This window comes from Clostridium sp. C8, from assembly GCF_001010885.1.
In the GTDB taxonomy this organism is placed as follows: domain Bacteria; phylum Bacillota; class Clostridia; order Clostridiales; family Clostridiaceae; genus Clostridium; species Clostridium sartagoforme.
Genome location: NZ_LBMX01000031.1, coordinates 18,981 through 42,301, shown reverse-complemented (window position 1 = coordinate 42,301; position 23,321 = coordinate 18,981). Strand labels below are relative to the sequence as shown.

21 protein-coding genes and 1 other RNA gene are annotated in these 23,321 nt (G+C 27.7%); 3 read left to right on the top strand and 19 right to left on the bottom strand.

Translation table 11 applies throughout. From position 1 onward, the window contains the following. Positions 1-120: 120 nt before the first annotated feature. A complete protein-coding gene (gene treC / locus AAT22_RS04375; protein WP_047000379.1) occupies positions 121-1,785 on the bottom strand; it encodes an alpha,alpha-phosphotrehalase in 1,665 nt (554 codons plus the stop codon). A 59-nt stretch (positions 1,786-1,844) separates the two neighbouring features. Continuing rightward, a complete protein-coding gene (gene treP / locus AAT22_RS04370; protein WP_016207137.1) occupies positions 1,845-3,281 on the bottom strand; it encodes a PTS system trehalose-specific EIIBC component in 1,437 nt (478 codons plus the stop codon). Between the two features lie 173 nt (positions 3,282-3,454). Between treP and treR the strand changes: the two genes are divergently transcribed. Next, positions 3,455-4,168: a trehalose operon repressor gene (treR, locus tag AAT22_RS04365; protein ID WP_016207138.1), complete on the top strand. Its 714-nt coding sequence runs from the start codon at positions 3,455-3,457 to the stop codon at positions 4,166-4,168. Positions 4,169-4,226: 58 nt separating this feature from the next. Here the strand turns inward: treR and AAT22_RS04360 are convergent, their stop codons facing one another. From AAT22_RS04360 to AAT22_RS04350, 3 genes are all read right to left on the bottom strand, one after another. Then, positions 4,227-5,357, bottom strand: coding sequence for a glycosyl hydrolase family 8 (locus AAT22_RS04360; protein WP_047000378.1), 1,131 nt, complete (start codon positions 5,355-5,357; stop codon positions 4,227-4,229). A 19-nt stretch (positions 5,358-5,376) separates the two neighbouring features. Continuing rightward, positions 5,377-6,162 (bottom strand): potassium channel family protein, encoded by a 786-nt coding sequence (locus tag AAT22_RS04355; RefSeq protein WP_047000377.1) that lies wholly within the window; start codon positions 6,160-6,162, stop codon positions 5,377-5,379. Between the two features lie 191 nt (positions 6,163-6,353). Next, on the bottom strand, positions 6,354-7,400 hold the full coding sequence (locus tag AAT22_RS04350; RefSeq protein ID WP_047000376.1) for an aldose epimerase family protein: 1,047 nt from the start codon (positions 7,398-7,400) through the stop codon (positions 6,354-6,356). A gap of 367 nt (positions 7,401-7,767) precedes the next feature. On the opposite strand from AAT22_RS04350, the gene AAT22_RS04345 reads away from it, so the two are divergent. Then, positions 7,768-8,169, top strand: coding sequence for a bacteriohemerythrin (locus AAT22_RS04345; protein ID WP_047000375.1), 402 nt, complete (start codon positions 7,768-7,770; stop codon positions 8,167-8,169). Positions 8,170-8,284: 115 nt separating this feature from the next. Here the strand turns inward: AAT22_RS04345 and AAT22_RS04340 are convergent, their stop codons facing one another. The 12 genes from AAT22_RS04340 to AAT22_RS04290 all read right to left on the bottom strand — a co-directional run bounded on the left by AAT22_RS04340 (position 8,285) and on the right by AAT22_RS04290 (position 18,599). After that, positions 8,285-8,629 carry a DUF1653 domain-containing protein gene (locus AAT22_RS04340; protein ID WP_047000374.1) on the bottom strand — a complete coding sequence of 115 codons (345 nt, stop codon included), beginning with the start codon at positions 8,627-8,629 and terminating at the stop codon, positions 8,285-8,287. A 9-nt stretch (positions 8,630-8,638) separates the two neighbouring features. Then, complete coding sequence (locus AAT22_RS04335) at positions 8,639-9,682, bottom strand: NADH:flavin oxidoreductase/NADH oxidase (protein ID WP_047000373.1); 1,044 nt, start codon at positions 9,680-9,682, stop codon at positions 8,639-8,641. A gap of 157 nt (positions 9,683-9,839) precedes the next feature. Next, on the bottom strand, positions 9,840-10,205 hold the full coding sequence (locus AAT22_RS04330; RefSeq protein ID WP_016207145.1) for a phage holin family protein: 366 nt from the start codon (positions 10,203-10,205) through the stop codon (positions 9,840-9,842). A 349-nt stretch (positions 10,206-10,554) separates the two neighbouring features. Then, positions 10,555-10,842 carry a hypothetical protein gene (locus tag AAT22_RS04325; RefSeq protein WP_016207146.1) on the bottom strand — a complete coding sequence of 96 codons (288 nt, stop codon included), beginning with the start codon at positions 10,840-10,842 and terminating at the stop codon, positions 10,555-10,557. A gap of 497 nt (positions 10,843-11,339) precedes the next feature. Beyond that, entirely contained in the window at positions 11,340-11,492 is a 153-nt protein-coding gene (locus AAT22_RS04320) for a zinc-ribbon domain-containing protein (protein ID WP_008677353.1), read from the bottom strand. A 591-nt stretch (positions 11,493-12,083) separates the two neighbouring features. Continuing rightward, positions 12,084-12,496, bottom strand: an RNA gene (rnpB, locus tag AAT22_RS18535) — RNase P RNA component class A. A gap of 54 nt (positions 12,497-12,550) precedes the next feature. After that, on the bottom strand, positions 12,551-12,799 hold the full coding sequence (locus AAT22_RS04315; protein ID WP_047000372.1) for a hypothetical protein: 249 nt from the start codon (positions 12,797-12,799) through the stop codon (positions 12,551-12,553). 155 nt (positions 12,800-12,954) lie between these two features. Beyond that, entirely contained in the window at positions 12,955-13,746 is a 792-nt protein-coding gene (locus tag AAT22_RS04310) for a Nif3-like dinuclear metal center hexameric protein (RefSeq protein WP_047000371.1), read from the bottom strand. Between the two features lie 11 nt (positions 13,747-13,757). After that, positions 13,758-14,450, bottom strand: a complete 693-nt coding sequence (locus tag AAT22_RS04305) for a class I SAM-dependent methyltransferase (RefSeq protein WP_047000370.1) — start codon at positions 14,448-14,450, stop codon at positions 13,758-13,760. Between the two features lie 42 nt (positions 14,451-14,492). Further along, on the bottom strand, positions 14,493-15,605 hold the full coding sequence (gene rpoD / locus AAT22_RS04300) for an RNA polymerase sigma factor RpoD (RefSeq protein ID WP_047000369.1): 1,113 nt from the start codon (positions 15,603-15,605) through the stop codon (positions 14,493-14,495). 30 nt (positions 15,606-15,635) lie between these two features. After that, positions 15,636-17,414 (bottom strand): DNA primase, encoded by a 1,779-nt coding sequence (gene dnaG, locus AAT22_RS04295; RefSeq protein ID WP_047000368.1) that lies wholly within the window; start codon positions 17,412-17,414, stop codon positions 15,636-15,638. A 156-nt stretch (positions 17,415-17,570) separates the two neighbouring features. Next, positions 17,571-18,599: a deoxyguanosinetriphosphate triphosphohydrolase gene (locus tag AAT22_RS04290; RefSeq protein ID WP_047000367.1), complete on the bottom strand. Its 1,029-nt coding sequence runs from the start codon at positions 18,597-18,599 to the stop codon at positions 17,571-17,573. A gap of 145 nt (positions 18,600-18,744) precedes the next feature. On the opposite strand from AAT22_RS04290, the gene AAT22_RS04285 reads away from it, so the two are divergent. After that, positions 18,745-19,806 (top strand): CotS family spore coat protein, encoded by a 1,062-nt coding sequence (locus tag AAT22_RS04285; RefSeq protein ID WP_047000366.1) that lies wholly within the window; start codon positions 18,745-18,747, stop codon positions 19,804-19,806. Positions 19,807-19,837: 31 nt separating this feature from the next. Here AAT22_RS04285 and ppdK read toward each other — a convergent pair whose 3' ends face one another. Continuing rightward, positions 19,838-22,468 carry a pyruvate, phosphate dikinase gene (gene ppdK / locus AAT22_RS04280; RefSeq protein WP_047000365.1) on the bottom strand — a complete coding sequence of 877 codons (2,631 nt, stop codon included), beginning with the start codon at positions 22,466-22,468 and terminating at the stop codon, positions 19,838-19,840. 94 nt (positions 22,469-22,562) lie between these two features. Beyond that, on the bottom strand, positions 22,563-23,201 hold the full coding sequence (locus AAT22_RS04275; protein WP_047000364.1) for a helix-turn-helix transcriptional regulator: 639 nt from the start codon (positions 23,199-23,201) through the stop codon (positions 22,563-22,565). Between the last annotated feature and the right edge of the window lie 120 nt (positions 23,202-23,321).

Genomic DNA, 23,321 nt, shown 5'->3' with positions numbered 1-23,321 from the left:
ATATTAAATTATATATTAGTATAATCATATATAACTTTAAAAACCATGTATATAAAGAATTAAATTCTTTCTATACATGGTTTTTACTTATAAAACATTATAAGTATTTTTTATAATATTTTATTTACTCAAAGAAATTACCATACATCCATAAGGTGATAAAAATATCTTATTTTCATCGATTTTATTTTCATCTGAATTAGTTAAAATCATTTTAGTTTTTACATTGTCTAACTCACTTAAAGATGCCATAATTTTTTCTCCATAAAAATTACATACTACTAATATTTTTTGACCTTTATGTTCCCTAATATAAGCTAATATCCTTGGGTGATCTTTTAAAATTGGTATAAAACTGCCCTCGCATATTACTTCATTATTCTTTCTTAAATTTATTAAGTCTTTATAGTAATTTAATATAGAATTAGAATTTTTCTTTTCAGAATATACATTTATATTTTTATAGTTCTTTGAAACGCCTATCCACGGTGTTCCCTTTGTAAACCCAGAATTTTCTTCACTATTCCATTGCATTGGTGTTCTTGAATTATCTCTTGATCTATTTTTTAATATATTTATAACTTCATTTTCATTTATGCCCTTATTCAAGAGAATATTATAAGCATTTAGTGACTCTACATCTCTGTACTCATTAATATTATCAAAATTAGGATTTGTCATTCCAATTTCTTCACCTTGATATATATATGGTGTTCCTCTCATTAAATGCATAGCTGTAGCCAACATTTTTGAAGACTCGTCTCTATAAACTGTATCATTTCCAAATCTAGATACTATTCTAGGTTGATCATGATTACACCAAAATAAAGCATTCCATCCATTTCCTTCTTCCATTTCTACTTGCCAACTAAACAATATATCCTTTAGCTTTTCAAAGTCAAATGGCGCTAACTTCCACTTTTCGCCTTCAGGATAATCTACCTTTAAATGATGAAAATTAAAAGTCATATTTAACTCTTCATTATTTGGATTAGTATATTTTATACAATTCTCTATTGTTGTAGAAGACATTTCACCAGCAGTCATAATTCCATCATATTTTGAAAAAACTTCATTATTGATTAATTTTAAATACTCATGTATCTTAGGTCCATCAGTATAAAATCTTCTACCATCTCTAGTAGGGGATTTAAAATCATCATCTAAATATTCTTCATCCTTAGATAAAAGATTAATAACATCTAATCTAAATCCATCAACTCCCATATCTAGCCAATATCTCATCATTTTAAATATTTCTTCTCTAAGTTTTGGATTTTCCCAATTTAAATCTGCCTGTGTCTTATCAAATAGGTGAAGATAATATTCATTTAAGCTTTCTACATATTGCCATGCAGATCCACCAAACTTAGATCTCCAATTATTAGGCAATTCTCTCCATATGTAAAAATCATGATAAGGATTATCTTTACCTTTAAGCGCTTCTTTAAACCAAATATGCTCTGTAGATGTATGATTCACTACCATATCCAGTATTAACTTCATTCCTCTTTTATGAGTTTCCTTAAGTAATTGTTTAAAATCTTCTAAAGTTCCAAACATTTTATCTATATTATAATAATCCGCTATATCATAACCATTATCATTTTGAGGTGATACATATATAGGTGTAAGCCAAAGTACCTTCACCCCTAAATTCTTTAAGTAATCTAATTCTTCTATTATTCCAACTATATCTCCAATTCCGTCTCCATTGCTATCCTTAAAACTTTTAGGATAAATTTGATATACTACTGATGATTTCCACCAATTCTGTTCTTTCATTTACTCCACCTCTTAATAGATATGGGCTGTCACAAAGATGTGACAGCTCAATTTTTTTATTATTCTAAGTTTTCTATATCTGATCCAAACTTTTTATTAAATATGAAGGTTAAAACTATTGGAACTACTACTGCTACTACCATTGCGATTATAAAAGGAACCCAATATTGAGGTTGAATTGCTAAAAATCCAGGTAATCCTCCTATTCCAATAGAATTAGCTAATACTCCAGAAAGTATTGAAATTACTGCTGCACAGCCTGATCCTATTAATGCTGCAATAAATGGGAATTTATATTTTAAATTAATACCAAACATAGCTGGTTCAGTAACCCCTAACCATGCAGATATACCTGCTGATGCTGCTATTGATTTTATTTTTGCATTCTTCTTGTATATTATTAACATAGCTACTGCTGAAGCTCCTTGAGCAATATTACTCAATGCTATAAGTGGCCATATCATAGTACCCCCATTTGCAATTAATTGTAAATCTACTGCAATAAAAGTATGATGTAATCCTGTAATAACTAATGGCGCATAAGCTACTCCAAAAATTATTGCTCCAAGTATCTTAAATGGTCCTGTTAATAAATAATTGAAAATAATTGCAACGTAATTGCCAAGTTCTCTTGAAATTGGTCCAATTATTATATAAGATAATAAAACTGTTACTAAAAGAGTTGTAAATGGGATAACTATTAATTTCAATACATCAGGTATATATTTTTTAAGTGTAAGTTCAATTTTAGTTAATACGATACCAGATAACATAGCTGGAATTACTTGTGCTTGATATCCAACCTTGTCTATTGTAAACCAACCAAAATTCCAGAATGGAACACTTCCATTTTGCACTGCTTCTGCATATCCATAAGCATTTAATAACTGTGGTGATACTAATGTAATACCAAGTACTATACCAAGAATTTCTGAGCCACCAAATTTTTTAACTGTTGACCAAGTTACCGCCACAGGTAAGAAGTGGAATATTGCTTCTCCTAAAATCCATAAAAAACTATGAATTTCTGCTAAAATTGGATGTAAACTAGTAAGTGTTTGTGTACCATCTCCAAATACAGCTAAATCACCTATTATATTTCTAAATCCTAATATTAAACCCCCAGTAATAATTGCTGGTAAAATGGGAATAAATATTTCAGCAAGTCCAGCTATAACTCTTTGTACTATTGACATATTCTTTTGAGCAGCCTTTTTAACTTCTTCCTTAGACTCTGCTTTCAATCCTGATACTTGAATTAATTCATCATAAAAAGCTTGTACACTATTTCCTATAATGACTTGGAATTGACCTGCATTTACAAATGTACCTTTAACTGATGGTAGTTTTTCAATATCCTTCGCTCTCTCTTTAGCAATCTTTTCATCTTTTAAGACAAATCTTAATCTAGTTACACAATGACTTGCACTGGCAATGTTGTCTTTCCCCCCAACAAGTTCTAACAAGTCTAATGCCTCTTGTCTAAACTTTCCCATAGCGTTCTCTCCTTTTAAATATTTTATTTTTGATTACGATTACATTATATCTTGTTTAAACAAGTATGTCAACACTTGTTTAAACAAGATTGTTTTTTCTTTTTTTATTTTATTTTTACCTCTTAGTGCTATAATATACTATATAGTAAGCCCTAAAGGAGATTTTAATTAATATGAAACAAGTGAAATACACGGAAATATATGAATACTTAAAAAATAAAATATTAAATGATGAATTTAAATCTGGCGAAAAACTTCCTTCTGAAAATGAATTAACATCATTATTTGAAGTAAGTAGAAATACTGTTAGACGAGCAATAAATCAGCTATCCTTTGAAGGTCTTGTTGCAAGTGTTCATGGAAAAGGAGTTTTTATTTTAGAAAAACAACAACTTAAATTTTTAGTTGGTGGATTACAAAGCTTTAAAGAAGCTTCAGTAACTAACAATGTAAATTATTTAACTCATGTACATAGATTCGAAGAATTAACAGTTGATGAAAAGCTCTCAAAAAAAACTGGTTTTTCATTAGGATCAAAAGTTATTTATATAATAAGATCTAGAAATATAGATGGAGAAGAAAGTATATTAGATATAAATTTCTTCTTAAAAGACATAATTAAAGACTTGGATAAAAATATTGCAAGTAAGTCAATTTATGAACACATAGAAAATAATCTTTCTTTAAAAATTGCTGGTGCTCAAAAAATAGTTTCGGTAGAGCCAGTCTCTAAACTCGACATGAAGTTTATAGATTTAAAAAATTACAATTTAGTTGCCATAATAAAAAATTATGTCTATTTAGAAGATGGAACTTTATTTGAATATACTGAATCACGTCATAGACCAGACAAATTTACCTTTTCTACATATGCTAAGAGATTATAACTTCATATATAATAAAAATGAATCAAGAAATATTGCTTCTTGATTCATTTTTATTTTCTTACTTATTAAATTTTCTTCTTAGTGCTAGTAATGCATTTAAATTGTCGTAGGAATATACTTCTTCAGTTTTTTCATTTCCAAATGCTCCGTATATATTGCTGTTTATATTTATTACCTGGAAAACTTTCATTTTATTTATTGCCATTTTGTAAAGTTCTTCATCATTTATTACCTTTGCTAATTGTGCAATATTAGCATAAATAGCTGTAGATTCTATTTTACTTTCATCCTTCATATTTACATTATATGAAGTTGATATATATCCAAAATTTTTTAATCTATCTTTAATCCAATTTGTACTTTCGCTTATATCTTCATTCACTTCTGCTTTATTTAAAATAACTAATATAGACAATAAAGTATCTATATTTTCTTCCTTATCATATTCATTTGTACTACCATCATAATACTTTCTATATAGTGGTAAATCCTTACTTATGTAACCTTGCTCTATAATTTCACTTGATTTATTATAAACTTCATTCCATTTGTCATCAAATAAAGATAAAAGTTTTATTGCATATAAATCTAAATAACATAAGGTAGTTATATTACTTTTTCCATATCCATCATGAAAATCTATTAATCTATTGTCTGTAATTAAATTTTTATATATTCCATTTGAAACCTTTATTCCATAGTATCTATATCTTAAATTATGAAATTCTTCTGAAGCAATTACTAGAGATCTTACTATTCTTAAATCATCTATTGTCGCTGATACCTCTGAAGGCTTATTATTTTCTATTCTCCAACTAACTAATTTATTTTTTAAAATCATATTTTCTTTTAAATACTGAAAGGATTTTTTATAATTTGCTTGATCATTTTTATATAAATAATAATTTAAAATCATTCCTTGAGATTCTGATAAGATATCATGCCCCTTAGTTAAATCCCCTTCTGTTTTGACATTATTATAATTAGTATATATTCCTCCAAACTCATTAATTAATTTACTGTCTATAAAATTAATTAATATTTCTTCTTCCTTAGTTATTTCCTCATTTGAAATAACTGAATTTATTTCTATTTTTTTTATATATTTATATAAATATATATATCCTAAATAAGAAGATAAAATTAATATTATCAATATCATAATTATAGTTCTATATACTTTTTTCATATGTGTACCTCTTCCTTTACTACTTTTCCTTATTATTTGATTTTAAGGTTTTTAAAGTCTTATATATATTATCTAATTCTGAATCTGATAATGAATCAAGATTATCTATTTTATATTTAATAAAATCTATAGTTTCGTCCTTAAAATCTCTTTTTCTTTTCTTTCTCCCATCATTATTTATTATATAAGCCGCTATCGTACTTGTAGTTACTCCTATAAATCCAATTCCAAAAATCATTAATAAAATAGCCACTATTCTTCCACTATTAGTTGTGAGAAGTACATCTCCATACCCAACGGTAGTGAAAGTTACAAAGCTCCACCATATAGCATCTCCAAAACTCATATTTTCTAATAAAGCTATAATTACTGCTGCTAATACAATTATAATAGTAGTTAAAACTAACATATAGTTAAATTTATTAATTTTTACAGATTCTCTTATTTTATTCTTAAATTTTATTATAAAAATTATAAGTATAACTACTTTTGTTATTTTTATTAATAATTTTAAGTCTATAACCATTCCTATATTCAAAGTATAAATCATTTTGCTTATTCCAAAAACAGGTATTATAGAAATTAAATCTACAAGATTATTAATTATAAAATTCATTTTGTTTTTTGATAAACCTAATCTTATTATATAGTCCATAAAAAATATATAGCAAATTATTAAATTTATATAATAAAAAGTTTCTACTACACTAATGGGCAGTTTATACATAAGTTCTAATATTATCATTATTGCACCCATTAGCGATAATAAACCAATAAAGATATCATAAACTAATCTCTTTTGCATACAAATACCTCTCCTATAGTTATCTACTTATATTTTATATAGTAACTTTAGAAAAAATGATATATACGATGTAATAAATATCACACACCTAGCTTAATTCTATTTTAATTTGAGATTATTCAATTGATATCAGTGTTTTATCAACTTATATAAGTAAAAAGGCAATACTTGAATTAGTACTGCCTAATAATTTATATAATTGAAAACTTATATATTGTTTCTTTATTATACTCTTCACCTTTTCTTAAAATTGAATACTTAGCAAATATATTATTCTCTCCTATAGGAGGACTTTGAGTTTCTATTGCCAAGGCCTCTCTTCTCTTAGCACTTCTATTTGCATAAGATATTTTTTCATCATCTGGGAAATTTAACGAATATAAAACTACGCTATTTTGATTTGTGTAAACATCCATTTGCCTTCCTGAAGCTTTATGGTATAATCTAATTTTTATATCATTACCGCCATTTAGTATCCAAGTATGATCATATCCTTGTCCAATTTCCAGTTGATAATCTTCTTCCTCTATATCTCTTCCTATTGTTTTAGGACTTGTAAAATCAAATGGAGTTCCATCTACGCTTATTATCTTTCCAGTTGGAACTTGATTTTTATTTATTTCAGTTATAAAATCACTATCTATATATAAATGATGATTTAAAATGTTCTCTTTATAATTGCCACTTAAATTAAAATAACTATGATTAGTTAGATTAACTAATGTATCTTCATCACTTATTGCTTTATATGATATTTTCAATTCATTTTCTTCTGTTATAGTATATCTTACATTAATTTTTAAATTACCAGGATATCCTTCCTCCCCTGATGGACTTAAATAAGAAAATTCTATATATCCTTCGTTTTCGTTAATGTTTGTTTTTACATCTAAAAACCTTTTGTCAAAGCCATTTATTCCTCCATGACCTTGATTAGGCCCATAATTTTTATCAAAACTTAAAACGTTGCCATTTAATTCGACTTTACCTTTTGCAATTCTACCAGCTGTTCTTCCTATCAATGCTCCTAAATATGATGGATTTTTTTCATATGAGTTTATATCTTCATATTTAAGAACTACATTTTCAATTATTCCATTTCTATCTGGTACTAATATATCAGTTATTATAGCACCATAATTTAATGCATTTATCCCAAAACCATTAGAGTTTCTTAAGTTATAGCTTTCTACCTTTTTGTTATTAAACTTCCCAATTAACACCTTTAAAATTTCCATAGTTTCACTCCTAAAACTTATACTTTTTTAGTATACTAATAAATTATATTTTACTAATATTTTTCTACACTTTAAAATATATAACAATCCAAACATTTAGCTATATTCATAATATACCGATAAAATATAACAGTCAATTATAAAAGACGTTTTTGGTAAATTTTTACTAAATTAAAATATATTTTTATAATTTTCAAATGATTATTTATATAATTTAAATATATTTATAACTTTGTTAATAAGTTCAATATTTAATATCTCTAAGATTTCATAAAGAAATTAATACTTAATAAAAATTTATTTCTATTGTTTATTTGGAGCTATCTTATTATAATAAAATTATAATTATTATAATGGAGGAGTTAAAATGGGATCTTGGTCTGATAAATTTTCTGTTAACATAGACATTATAGATAAGCAGCATAAAGAATTATTTGATATACTTGATAAATGCTATGAACTATTACTGAAAAATAAGGAAAATGATAAATATGATGAAATTATCACTATACTTGAAGAGTTAAAAGAATATACCATTTATCATTTCCAAACTGAAGAAGATTTTATGCGTGAAAATGGCTACTCAAAATTTTTAACACATAAATTTGCTCATGATGCTTTTATCGAAGAAATTAATAAATTTGACATATATTCTATAGATATGGATCAAAAAGGATCTATAAATAATATACTAGATGTTGTTTCTAATTGGATAAAGGTACATATAATGGAAACTGATAAAAACATCCCTAAGTACTTAAAAATGTAGCAGAACCATGTATAGTATTTAATTTGCCTTAGTACTATACATGGTTCTATTTTTATTATCTATAAACTTTTATTATATTAATAAGATATTCTAAGTTCTTATACTAATTTTCCAATTAATATTTAAATAATTCAAATCTATATTTTTGTAACACCTCTGGATATTTATCATTATCTACTTCACTTAAAAACATTTCCATAGGTCTAGCATATATTCCTTTATCATCATAAAGAGCTTTATATAAAACTAAAGTTGAGTCCTTATCATTATCATTTGAATGAAAATATCCATCATCTTTTATGTATATTTCTATTAATGAATTTAATTCTGTATGAAATGCTTCTAATACTTTAAAATCTTCGCTATTATCTTTGTTTTCTATATATTTACAAACTCCCATAACAGCATAATATTTATTCTTAAAATGCTTATAAATTGCTGGATACTTTAAATCTCTCATTTAATCTCCCTATTTATTTAAAATATTTCTTGGAAAACCTAATTCATATTGTCTAGGTAGATCAACCTTTTTATTTAATTTAATAGCTGCTTCTAATGGCCAATATGGATTTCTAAACATTGCTCTTCCAACTGCTACAAGATCTGCTTCTTCATTTCCTATTACTGCATTAGCAAGCTCAGGCTCATCTAGCCTTCCAACAGCAATAACATCTGTGTTTAAAGCTTCTTTAATAGCTTTTGCATAAGGTACTTGATATGCTGCATGTGTTCCTGGTTTACCGGCTGCTGCTATTTTGCCTTCTCCCCCTGCACTAATATGAAATATATCTGCTCCTGCTTCTTTATATGCTTTGGAAAGCTTAATACCTGTTTCTATTCCATATCCATTTTCTACATATTCTACTGCTGATATGCGCATTATTAGAGGCATATCTTTTGGCATTTCACTTTTAGCTGCTTTAATTATATCTACTCCAAATTTAGTTAAATCCTTTCCATACTCATCACTTCTTTTATTAGTTAATGGTGAATGAAATTGATGTATTAAATATCCATGAGCTCCATGAATTTCTATAGCATCAAATCCTGCTTTAATAGCACGCTTAACTGATAATCTAAATTTATCCACAATTTCTTTTACTTCTTCTGTAGATAATTCCTTTGGAGTTTTACTTTTTTCATCAAATTGAATAGGCGATGGTGCAACTGGTATCTCTGCATCTTCAGCCTTTCTTCCTGCATGTGCAATTTGAATTGCCACTTTAGCACCATATTTATGGCACTCATCTACTATTTTCTTTAAAGGCTCTATCTGTTCATCACACCATAATCCTAAATCATAATCACTTATTCTTCCATCTGGTTCTACATCTGTCATCTCTATAATTATTAATCCTACACCACCAATTGCTCTGCTTACATAATGCATATAATGCCATTCATTAGCTATTCCATCTTTTTTCTCTACTGAATATTGACACATTGGAGGTAATACAATTCTATTTCTTAACTCAAGCCCCTTCATTTTATAGGGTGTAAATAAATCCTTCATTCAAAAATCACCTTCCTTAATTTATTAACTTACATTTAGTATAAAAAATATATTTTTCTAAATCAAGTGCTGAATTTTTATCTATTGAATATAAAATAAGAATTCTCTTATTTGAGAACTCTTATTTTTAAATTTAATTTAGTATATAACTTTATAATTACATAACTCTTGATGGGAAAATAGCATCTAATATCCCTATAACTAATGCTGCTATTAAGGCTCCTATAATTGATACTCTCATATTAGGCACAAAAAACTGTGCTACATATATTATTACTGCTGAAATAACAAACCCCTTTAACCCTTTTCCAAATGGAGAAGCATCTACTCCCATAAAGGATTCTACTATATAATCTAATATAGTAATTACTACTGCTGCTATTAAATAAGACCATAATCCATTGATACTAAATCCAGGAGTAAAAAAGGATGTTATTCCTAAAATTATAGCCACCATTACTAATCTTCCTATCCATCCTACTATACTAGTTTTATTTTCCCTTGTATTATTACTTTGAGACATATTAATTCCTCCTTTGTAAAATTTATATTGTCTATATATAGTATTAACTAAATAAAAAAAATTATTTCTTATGCTTTAGTTTTAAAATTGCATATTGCTGGAAATAATTAAACTGAGGTGATTTATATGGTAATTATGTCAAATATACTTTTTTATTTGATTATTCTAATTTCTACGTTTTTGTTTATTTATATTATTAATAGTGTCTTGGACGCTTTTAATTCCTTAGATGATCTAAACTCTTATAATAAAATATTACATAATGATTTATTATAATTAAAAAACAATCCTTGATTATTAATGCAAGGATTGTTTTAACTTTTCTGAATGTTATTTTTGAAATTTTTTTCTATTCACTAATTTTTATATTTCCAACTCTAACTAATAAATCATGTATAAAGTTCGATCCTCTACTTATTAATATCCCAGTTAATATAACACCTAAATAGGGAATAAAAGTTTTTACCCCTAGTAATGATAATATATCTAGATTAGTTCCTATAGCTATTAGTACGGAGACCACTAATGCTCCTACTCTATCTATAACTAACTTTCCATTTTGCCATATCATCTTTAAAGTTTCCCATACACTTTCAGCTAGTAAGGAAATTAGAATTAAGATAATAAAATTCTCCATTTAAATCTCTCCAATTTATTTATTATATTATCTAATATTATAAATTTAATTTTTTTATGACTTTTACCTATAAAAAATTTTTATTTATAATTTTCTGATTGACAAAAAACTTGTCTTTAATTTATTATCTATACAAGTAGTTAACTATTTGCCAGGTAGAATTTTATACATACTGCTTTTCTACCTGGTATTAAACAATATTAATTATATTTAATTCTATAATAATGTTCCTAATATAAATTGATTCAATAATTAATTTATTTCTTTTCTTCTTTATATAAAATAAAAGCACCTAAATTTCTAAGTACTTTTATCTTTATGGCAAGTAGCTTTTTTAAAGGATGCTACTAAGAACCTTCTCTTTATTGATTTTAGATATATCATAAAGATATTTATAAATTCACTTTATTTTCCTCTTTCTATAGTAGATATCTTTTTTATTTTTAAAATAAAAAAGAGTTTTAAGATATACTTAAAACTCTTGATTTAAACAAAAATTATCTTCTATTTTGCTCTTTTTTAGCTCTTCTACAAGATATACATCTTGTTGGCTCATTATCGAATCCTTTTTCTTTGTAGAATTCTTGTTCTCCTACTGAAAATATGAATTCGCTTCCGCAATCTCTACAAGTTATTGTTTTATCTGTCATAAATATTCCTCCTAAATTTAAAGATTCCAAATGGATAATAATCTCCAATTTACGAGAAATTATTTATCTAAATCAAACCTATATTAATTAGCTTTTCGCTATTCATTTATATTATCATATTATAATAGTTTTAGCAATAGTTTTTTATAAAAATCTTTTCAAATAAAATTTAGAGCTACTAATTAAATTTTCCTCTAACCAATTATAAACAAATATAGTATAATTAAGGAAATAATTTATGATTGGAGTAGTTTTATGAAATATCTTAAAGTATTTTTTATTTTTATCTTATCCTGTACATTTTTTGTATTCTTCAGTTTTTATATTTTACCAATGATATTATTTCTCTTAATGACTAAAGTGACAGTTGCACAATCATATCGTTTTACCTATTATATTGGAATGACTGTTATTTTTGCAACTATAGTTACATGCACTTATTTAATAATAAGTAAGATTAAATCTATAGAATAAAAAACCCATCTAGAAAATTCCTCATTGATAAATATTTAACAATTATTAAAAATAAAATAACAAGAGAATATTAAGGTAAGATTTTAATATCTACACCTATAAACCCTTGCTATTACTTATGCGAGACAAGCCATAAGCGGAGTTCTGTATTAAGCAATCATCTATCTAGGCTTATTGTTACCAATAAGCTCAAGCGGTACACCCGGAAACGGAGCGGGCAACTCCAAAATGTTTCCCTATTCGACCTTGCTCCAAGTGGGGTTTACATAGCCATCATGTCACCATGATGCTGGTGAGCTCTTACCTCGCCTTTCCACCCTTACCTAAATAACACTCCAAATCTACGATTTGGTTAGTGGAACTTATACATTCTAATAAATTAGAAGTTATAAGTTTAAACTTTAGGCGGTATCTCTCTGTTGCACTTTCCTTCAAGTCGCCTTGACTGGACGTTATCCAGCACCCTGCCCTATGGAGCTCCGACTTTCCTCTCCTAGATCTAGTCTAGCAGCGATTGCATGTCTTACTCGCGAAGATTATGTTATCACAACTTAGTCAATAATGCAAATGATATTTTTTACATTTTAAACAAATTGTAGGATTATTACTAACATAATTAGAATTACCCAAGAATAAAATCCTATTCCCGAAAGTAATAATGTTAAGAGAATGAGTATAAATATACATAATCTAGCTGCAGGATTACAACAATTTCTAAAAAACGGTACTCCCTTACTTATGTTTTTACTTATTCCCTCACAAATATCTTTAAACCCATCTTGAAATGTTTTGCCCCAAGAACTGCTCTTCTTTCTATAATATGATTTTCCCATAATTAATCTCCCATATATTACTCTTATTATTATTAGTTTATGCTTTAAATTAATAAAAGTTGTTTATAAAAATGTAACCATATGTAAGTTGCTTTATTTTAATTAAAAGCAACTTTATACATTTCCATTTGAAGAATTAAGTAAGAGAAAAACCCTTACACAAATGTGTAAGGGTCTTCACTTTTAGTAGATATTAAGATTTCTATGTCTTGTAATTTATCTGTTAATTTATTGATAACTTGTAAAAAAACAATCCATTCAGAAGAAAAATGCCCTGTATCTATTATTGAGACTCCTAATTCTTTATAATCAGATGCATAATGATATGTTGTATCACCTGTTATTATACAATCTGCACCTTTTTTGTATGCTTTTTCAAAGAAATCACTGCCACTTCCATTAATGATCGCAATATTTTTAACTTTTTCACAACCCTTAACGACTTTCAATGATTTTACATTTAATTTTTCTTTAATATCTTCTATTAAGTCTTCTAATTTAATAAAATCTTCTAATCTAACAATTCTTCCTAATCCTTCATTATCATTTCTAGCCATTTTATTAACTTCTATAAGTTCATTAGTGCTGTAACCTAATAGATTTACTATAGTTTCATTTAAACCATTCTCTGCAGAATCTAAATTAGTATGACTTGAATATAAGCTTATGTCATTTTTAATTAATTCTATTATCTTTTTACCTGTTAATGTATCTGTTGTTATACTGCTTGGCTTTCTAAATATAAGAGGATGATGAGTTATTATTAAATCTACGCTTTTTTCTTTTGCTTCTTTTATTACATCCAATGTGCAATCTAAAGCTAAAAGTATTTTCTTCACCTCTTTATTTCTATCTCCTACCATCAAACCTACATTATCAAAATCTTCTTTTAATGTTTTTGGAGCAAACTCCTCCATTATTCTAATAATATCTTTAATTTTTTTCATAAACATCTTCCTTATAGAAAATTAATCATATTTGTAATAACGTCTATCTTCTCTTGTATTGATTTTCTTCTTTCATTTGCATTAATAGTACTTTCTGTTATGAAACTATTAATTTTTTCATAGTTTTCAACTTTTGAAATTAAATACTCCTTCATTAAAGGATGTTTTTGCATTAAAAGTTTAGGGCTTACTTCATAGTATATTGGATCTAAGTTCGTAGCCTCTCCTTCTTTTCTCCTTACTTTAAAAAGTTCATAATATATATTTTCATCTAAACAAAGATCTTCATTTATTATTTCATAATTATTAGTGTAAAGATATTCTCTTAGAACTTCTGGATTTTGTGCTGGTTGTAGTATTAAATACTTCATAGAATTAACTTTTTCAATTTGTTCTTCCAGTATATCTTTAATTAAATTTCCACCCATACCAGCAATTACTGTAACTTCCACTTCATCTTTTTCTAAAACTTTAAGTCCATCACCTAATCTAAACTCTAATTCCTCTCCCATGCCTTCTAATATTGCATTTAACCTTGCTTTATCTAATGGTTCCTTATTTATATCTACAGCTATAGCTTTACTACAAATTCCACTTTTCAAAGCATGTAATGGAATATATCCATGATCTGTGCCTATGTCTGCTAGTACTGAGGTATTTTCAATATTTTTAATTATAAAATTTAATCTTTCGCTTAGTTCCATATTTTTTTCTCCTTGCTAAATTAAAATTAGCACCTTTTGGTGCTAATCTAAATAATCCTTTAATTTTTTACTTCTTGAAGGGTGCCTTAATTTTCTTAAAGCCTTAGCTTCTATTTGTCTTATTCTTTCTCTAGTTACGTTAAATTCCTTACCAACTTCTTCTAAAGTTCTTGCTCTTCCATCATCTAATCCAAATCTTAGTCTTAATACTTTTTCTTCTCTTGGAGTTAAAGTATCTAGAACATTTATTAATTGCTCCTTAAGCATAGTAAATGCTGCCGCTTCTGCTGGTGCTAAAGCATCATCATCTGGGATAAAATCTCCAAGATGTGAATCTTCTTCTTCACCTATAGGAGTTTCTAAAGATACTGGTTCTTGAGCTATTTTTTGTATTTCTCTTACTTTATCTACTGGTAAGTCCATAACTTTTGAAATTTCTTCTGGAAAAGGATCTCTTCCTAGCTCTTGTAATAATTGTCTTTGTACTCTTATTAATTTATTTATAGTTTCTACCATATGGACAGGTATTCTTATAGTTCTTGCTTGGTCTGCAATAGCTCTAGTTATTGCCTGTCTTATCCACCATGTAGCATAGGTAGAAAATTTAAATCCTTTCCTATAGTCGAACTTTTCTACGGCTTTAATAAGTCCTAAATTTCCTTCTTGAATAAGGTCTAGAAATAACATTCCTCTTCCAACATATCTTTTAGCAATACTTACAACAAGTCTTAAATTTGCTTCTGCTAATTTCTTTTTAGCTCTTTGATCTCCTTGTTCTATTCTATTTGCTAATTCTATTTCTTCTTCTGAAGATAATAAAGGAACTTTTCCAATTTCTTTTAGGTACATTCTTACTGGGTCATCTATAGCTATACCTTCTGGAATAGTTAAATCTAATTCTAATTCTTCTTCAACTACATCAATACCATTAGGATCACCTATAACCTCTATACCCATGGACTCTAACACTTCATATATTTTTTCTATTTGTTCTGGACTTAAGTCTATATGTTCAATTTCATCCATTATTTCTTTATATGTTAAAGTACCATTTTTCTTTCCTTTATCTAGTAGATTTTTAACTATATTCATTTTGCTAGTCTTATCCTCATTCTCTTTTTTACCTTGCTTAGCTTTTGTTTTTTCATCTACCATTTTGTTACCTCCTTCCGTTATTGCCAACTACTACTTTGCACCTCTCTTTAATTTCTCATTAACTTTTTTTAACTCAATTGCTATTTTTATAGATTCTTCAATTTTACCTTGTGCTTCTAACAGCTTTTGTTTTTTTATTAACTCATCTAACTGTTGGTTTAATTTATAATTATCTAATTGCTTGATAAAATCTTGTATTAATCTTTTATTATCTTTACCTATTAGAACATGTTGTTCTTTAATTTTTATTATTTCATCAATAGTTTTTAAATTAGTACATTTTGATTCTAAAAAAGTTATTATATTATTTATCTTTCCCTTTTTAGCTTCTTTAATAATAGAAAAAATCTCTTTATGTTCTGGAAGAATTAACTCATCTTGGCTTATCACTTGACTAATATAGTCAAAATATTCTTCTTCTAAACATAATTTCATTAAAGATCTCTCAGCTTTTAAAAAAGCTGGCTCTAAATATAATTTTGTTCCATTTTCTTCCTTATTATTCATGAAAGCATTTTCTTTTATACTTTTTGTCATTTTTTTTGATAATAAATCATATAATGTTTGTTCTCTTATACCAGTATTTTCTGATATCTTCTTTATATAGACATCTTTTTCTATAGAATTAACATTTGCTAAAATCTCTGTTACTCTTTTCCCATATTTAACTAAATCATTGCTATCCTTAAGGTTAATTCCTTCTTCTGCTTTTTTAATCCTATAGTCTATTAAACTTTCAGCATTATTAATTAATTTAATAAATGCTTCTTTTCCATTACTTCTTACGTATTCATCTGGATCTTTTCCTTGTGGAATACTTAACACCCTTACGTCAAATCCTGCATCTTTTAATATCTCTAGACCTCTCATAGTTGCTGCCTGACCAGCTATGTCAGCATCATATGATATTATAACTTTATCAGCATATCTCTTTAATAATCTAGCTTGATTTGTAGTTAAAGCTGTACCTAAGGATGCTACTACATTTGTAATTCCATATTGATGCAAAGTTATTAAGTCCATATATCCTTCTACCATAATGAAATATCTATCCTGCATCTTACTTTTTATAGCAAAATTTAATCCATATAGATTGGTTCCCTTTTGAAAAACCAAAGTTTCTGGAGAGTTTAGATATTTTGGTTTTGAATCATCTAAGACTCTTCCTCCAAAGCCTATTACCTTACCCCTATAATCAAATACTGGAAATATAACTCTGTTTCTAAACCTGTCATATTTATTTCCTGTTCTCTCTGAGGTCGAAACTAATCCTGCCTCAAGTAATAAGTCATCTCTAAATCCTAATTTTCTCAAATGTAATATTAAATTGTTCCAACTATCTTTTGCAAAGCCTAACCCAAATTTCTTTATTGTTTCTTCCTTTATGCCTCTGTTTAAAAAATATTCCTTTGCTTCTCTTGTGTTTTTCAAGTTTGAATAAAAGAACCTTGCTGCTTCTACATTTACTTTATAAAGTATTTCTCTCTTTTTTGCAGTTGGACTTATTCTCCCTTGCTCACTTTCTATTGTAATATTAGCTCTATCAGCTAAATATTTAACTGCTTCTACAAAGGGCATATTTTTATTTTTCATAACAAAAGAAATTACATTTCCAGATTCTCCACACCCAAAACATTTATATATTTGCTTATCTTGCGATACTGAAAATGATGGTGTCTTTTCATTATGAAATGGACATAGTCCTGAAAAGTTTCTTCCAGATCGTTTAAGCCTAACTGATTCAGATATTACATCTACTATATCATTTTGTTCTTTTACCTTTTCTAGAATCTCTTCAGAAATCTGCAAGGAGATTCACCTCCTTACTCATAATTTTCGTCAACTTATATTTATTTCGACATTTTTTCTATATTTCCTTCTTTAAAATTAATTTTTATTAAATATTCTTTATTTATATTTTCTCTAATTTAAAATTTTAATCAAATTTATATTTTTTAATAGCTCTTAATATATAACTACTTTAGGAACAAAAAGAGAATTAAATTTATTTAAGCAATAATCATCGCTCATTCCTGCTATATAATCTGCTACTGCTCTTTTTAATCCTTCTTCTTTCGCTATATTTTGATATATATTAGGTAGTTCATTTTCATGTGTATAGTAATAATTTATCAAATTTTCTAGAATAAACTTTGCTTTATTTCTCTCTACTTTTAAAATATCCCCTAAGTAAACATTTTTAAACATAAATCTTCTTAGTTCAGTCATTGCTTCCCAAACTTCTTTACTAAGTTTAATATCTATATCATTATTATTTAATGCTTCTGTAGTATTTTTAATTACATCTAAAACTAAAGTTTCAATTCTTTTAGAATGAGTGTTACCTAATACCTTTATAACTTCTTTAGGCAATATATCTTCACTTAAAAGTCCTGCTCTTATTGAATCATCTATATCATGATTTAAATAAGCTATTTTATCACTTATTTTTACAACTCTACCTTCTAGTGTCTTAGCTTTATTATAACCATTTTCAAGACCACTATGATGTAATATTCCATCTATAACTTCTTCCGTTAAATTTAGACCCAATCCATTCCTCTCAAGTTTTTCTACAACTCTCACACTTTGTTCATTATGTCTAAATCCACCCTCTAAAAATTTATTTAATACCTCTTCTCCATTGTGTGCAAAAGCCACATGCCCTAAATCATGTCCTAATGAAATAGCTTCTATTAGTGATTCATTTAATCCAACACCAATTCCTATTGTTCTTGCTATTTGAGATACTTCTAATGTATGAGTTAATCTTGTTCTATAATGATCTCCAAAAGTTTTTATATAAACCTGTGTTTTATGCTTTAATCTTCTAAAAGACTTACTATGAATTATTCTATCTCTATCAACCATAAAACAAGTTCTTATACTATCACTTTCTTCTTTTATTTTTCTTCCTAGTGTCAAGGTGCTGAAAGTAGCTTGTGGAATTAATGTCAACCTTTCGAAACTCTCTATTTTTTCTCTTACATTCATATATCTCACCTCTATATTACATATTCTATATTTTTCTCTATTTTCCTCTATTTAAACATATTTTATAATAATATATTTAATACCAAGTATACTTTCTTTTTTTTACTAATATCTTAATAATGAGTAATTATATAAGGAGAGAACTATGGAAAACGTATTATCAGATTTAAAAGATGAGCTGCTTCCTGTTGAGGAAATAAAGTCTAATATCTTATCTTATTACAATCTTCAGAATGCATCTATAACTAGTATAAAGTTTAAAGATACAGATAAGCAAAGAGCTGTATATAGGATAGATTCTGCTAGTGAAAGCTATTGTTTGAAAAAAGTTTATTATGATGAGGCAAATCTTTTATATGTTTACTCTGCAATGGAGTGGTGTCATAGAAATGGAATAAATGTTCCAAAACTTTTGCCAACTAATAATGGAAATAGATATGTGAAATATAATGATATGTTATTTATTTTAACTCCATGGCTTGATGGGGAAAAGTGTGATTTTGATAATTTAAATCATGTTTTACTTTCTTCAAAAACACTTGGAAAATTACATATAGCTTCTAAAAACTTTTCCTCAATAGTTGGTAGTAATCAAAGGGAAGGATTTGAAAATTATAATGAAACTATATCAAAACATTTTAATCAATTACTAATTAATATAAATAACGCTCATAAATACAATGATAGATTTTCAAAAATATTTCTTGAAAATCTAAGTGAAAACCTAGAACTTGCTAAGATTTCCTTTGAAGTATCATCTTCAATTATACCTGAGGAACTTTCGAGGTCTCTTTGTCATGGTGATTATGTAAATAAAAATATATTAATAAATAATGATACTATTGCACTAATTGACTTTGATAAATGTAAAATGGATTATTGCTCTAGGGATATATCTTACTTTTTAAGGAGGCTATTAAAAAGAGAAAATACAAATTGGCAGATAAATTTAACTTTAGATGTTCTTGATAGATATATGGAAGAGAATACTCTTACGCAATCTGATTTTAAATATATATTAGCTTATATATCTTTTCCTCAAAAATTTTGGAAGTTATCTAGAGATTATTATAAAAATATTAAGAGATGTAATAAAAACTCCTTTATTCTTCTTCTAAATAAAGGATTAGACAGAGCAGAAAATCAACTTCAATTTACTTATGAACTTATGAATGCCTTTCGAAATCATTATGATGTAAAATTTTAAAGAGGAGGTTTAACACCTCCTCTTATATATATTATCTTTTATTTCTAACTTGTGCTTGTGCAGCTGCTAGTCTTGCTAATGGAACTCTAAATGGTGAGCAAGATACATAGTCTAATCCTATATTATGACAGAATTCTACTGATGATGGATCTCCACCATGTTCTCCACATATTCCAAGCTTAATTCCTGGTCTTGCAGCTCTTCCTTTTTCTACTGCAATCTTAACTAGTTCACCAACACCTGTTTGATCTATTTTAGCAAACGGATCTTGTTCATATATCTTTTTATCATAGTAATCCTTTAAGAATTTAGCAGCATCATCTCTTGAGAATCCAAATGTCATTTGAGTTAAGTCATTTGTTCCAAATGAGAAGAATTCAGCTTCTTTAGCTATTGCATCTGCAGTTAATGCAGCTCTTGGTATTTCAATCATTGTTCCTACCATATAATTTAGCTTAACACCTTTTTCTTCCATAACTCTCTCAGCTGTTTCAACAACTATATCCTTAACATATTTTAATTCCTTTATTTCTCCAACAAGAGGAATCATTATTTCAGGAACTATGTCATATCCCTTAGAATTTTTAACTTCTATTGCAGCTTCGATTACAGCTCTAGTTTGCATTTCAGCTATTTCTGGATAAGAAACTGCTAATCTACATCCTCTGTGACCCATCATTGGGTTAAATTCATGTAATTCTGCAACTGTTGCTTTTAATTCTTCAAATGTTAATCCCATTTCTTTAGCTAAGCCCATAATGTCTTCATCATTATGAGGTAAGAATTCATGTAGTGGTGGATCTAAGAATCTTATAGTTGCTGGCATTCCACCTAATGCTTCATATATTCCAATAAAATCTTCTCTTTGCATTGGAAGTAATTTTTCTAAAGCTTTTCTTCTTTGCTCTTCATTTTTAGCAACTATCATTTCTCTAACTGCCATAATTCTATCTTCAGCAAAGAACATATGCTCAGTTCTACATAAACCTATTCCTTCTGCTCCAAATTCAACAGCTTGCTTAGTATCTCTTGGGCTATCAGCATTAGTTCTAACCTTTAATTTTCTAATTTCATCTGCCCATGCCATAAATGTAGCAAAATGTCCTGATATTTCTGGTGTAACTGTCTTAACAGCTTCTCCATATATATTACCTGTTGAACCATCTATTGAAATAAAGTCATTATCTGTATAAACTTTTCCACCAACTTCTAGTGTTTTTGCCTCTTCATTAACTTTTAAAGTTCCACATCCAGCAACACAGCAAGTTCCCATTCCTCTAGCAACAACTGCTGCGTGAGATGTCATACCACCTCTAACAGTTAATATACCTTCTGCTGCTATCATTCCTTCTATATCTTCTGGTGAAGTTTCTAATCTAACTAAAACTACAGTTTCGCCTTTTTCTTTTCTTTCCTTAGCTTCTTCTGCAGTGAAAGCTATTTTACCACATGCAGCTCCTGGAGATGCAGGAAGACCTTTTGCAATTGGTGTAGCTTTTTTTAAATCTTCTGTATGGAAAGCTGGGTGAAGTAAAGAATCTAATTGATTTGGCTCAACCTTTAATATTGCTTGTTCTTTAGTTAACATTCCTTCTTCAACTAAATCAACAGCTATCTTTAAAGCTGCTTGAGCTGTTCTCTTACCGTTTCTAGTTTGTAAGAAATATAATTTTCCTTCTTCTATAGTTATTTCCATGTCTTGCATATCTCTATAGTGATTTTCTAATGTATGAACTATATCTGTAAATTCTTTGTATATTTCTGGATTTTGTTCTTCTAACTTAGCTATTGGAAGTGGTGTTCTTATACCTGCAACAACGTCTTCACCTTGTGCATTCATTAAGTATTCACCATATATTTTATTTTCTCCTGTAGCTGGGTCTCTTGAGAATACAACCCCTGTTCCTGAAGTTTCTCCCTTATTACCAAATACCATTTCTTGTACGTTAACAGCTGTACCCCATTCCCCTGGAATATCATTTAATCTTCTATAAACTATAGCTCTTGGATTATCCCATGATCTAAATACTGCTGTTATTGACTCAATTAATTGAGTTTTTGGATCTTGTGGGAATTCTTTTCCCATTTCTTTTTTATAAAGTTCTTTATATCTTCCAACTAATACCTTTAAATCATCAGCTGTTAAATCAGTATCAACCTCAACACCTTTTTCTTCTTTTAGTTCATCTATTAAATTTTCAAATAATCTCTTTTCAATACCCATAACAACATCTGAGAACATTTGAATAAATCTTCTATATGAATCATATGCGAATCTTGGATTTTGAGTTAAATCAGCCATAGCTACTACTGATTGATCATTTAAACCAAGGTTTAATACTGTATCCATCATACCTGGCATTGATACTCTAGCACCTGATCTTACAGACACTAATAAAGGTTTTGTTAAACTTCCAAATTCTTTTCCTGTTAGTTTTTCTAAATCTGAAATTTTTTGGTGAATTTCTTCGATAACGTCCTCTGAGATTACTTTTCCATCCTCGTAATATTTATTACAAGCCTCTGTTGTAACTGTGAATCCTTGTGGTACTGGAATTCCTAGTAAAATCATTTCTGATAAATTTGCTCCTTTACCTCCTAGAAGGTTCTTCATAGATCCATTGCCTTCACTGAAAAGGTAAACGTACTTCTTTTTCTCCATCTCAATACTCCTCCGTTCAATCAAATTGAATATATATACTAACAGTACTTCTGCACTGTAGTTACCCTAAAACATTTAATCCATAGTCCTTACTCTAATTGCCTTCTCCAAGCTTTACAAAAAGTTTAGTTATGTTAGTCTTTGATATTTTACCAATTATTTTAAATTGATTTTTTTCATTAGTAGAATTTTCTACCTTTTCTACTATTGGTATACTATCAATTTCATGTTCTATAATTTTTTTTGCTAAGCTATATGCACTATCTTCTGCGTATCCACATATGATATTTGGCATTCTAGTCATTATAACTCCCACTGGAACCTTATGTATATCGGTTCCCCCTATAGCATTTTTCAAAAAATCTTTTCTTGAAACTGCTCCAACTAATATACCATTACTTTCTATAAATAATGTCCCTACATCATTTAAAAACAAGAATACGATTGCATCATATACTGTTGTTTCTTCTGTAACTGTAACTGGTTTAGACATTATTTCACCAACTAGAACCTTAGATATATTCTCCAAAATTCTAGTATTATGAGCTTTTCCTAAATATACATAACCAACCTTAGGTCTAGCATCTAACATGCCTATCATCGTTAGAATGGCTAAATCAGCTCTTAATGCAGCCCTAGTTACTCCTAGTTTTTCAGCTAAAGCTTCACTAGTTACTGGCTGTCCCTCTTTTACTATCTTTACTATTTGCTCTTGCCTTGGTGATAATTGCAAATTTATCCCTCTTTCTACATTTGCAAGGAATATTCAGATAATTTTGATTTGTTTGATATTTACATACTAATTATAACATTTTATAAAAGTTTGACTATACTTAATTTTCTGAAAAATTAG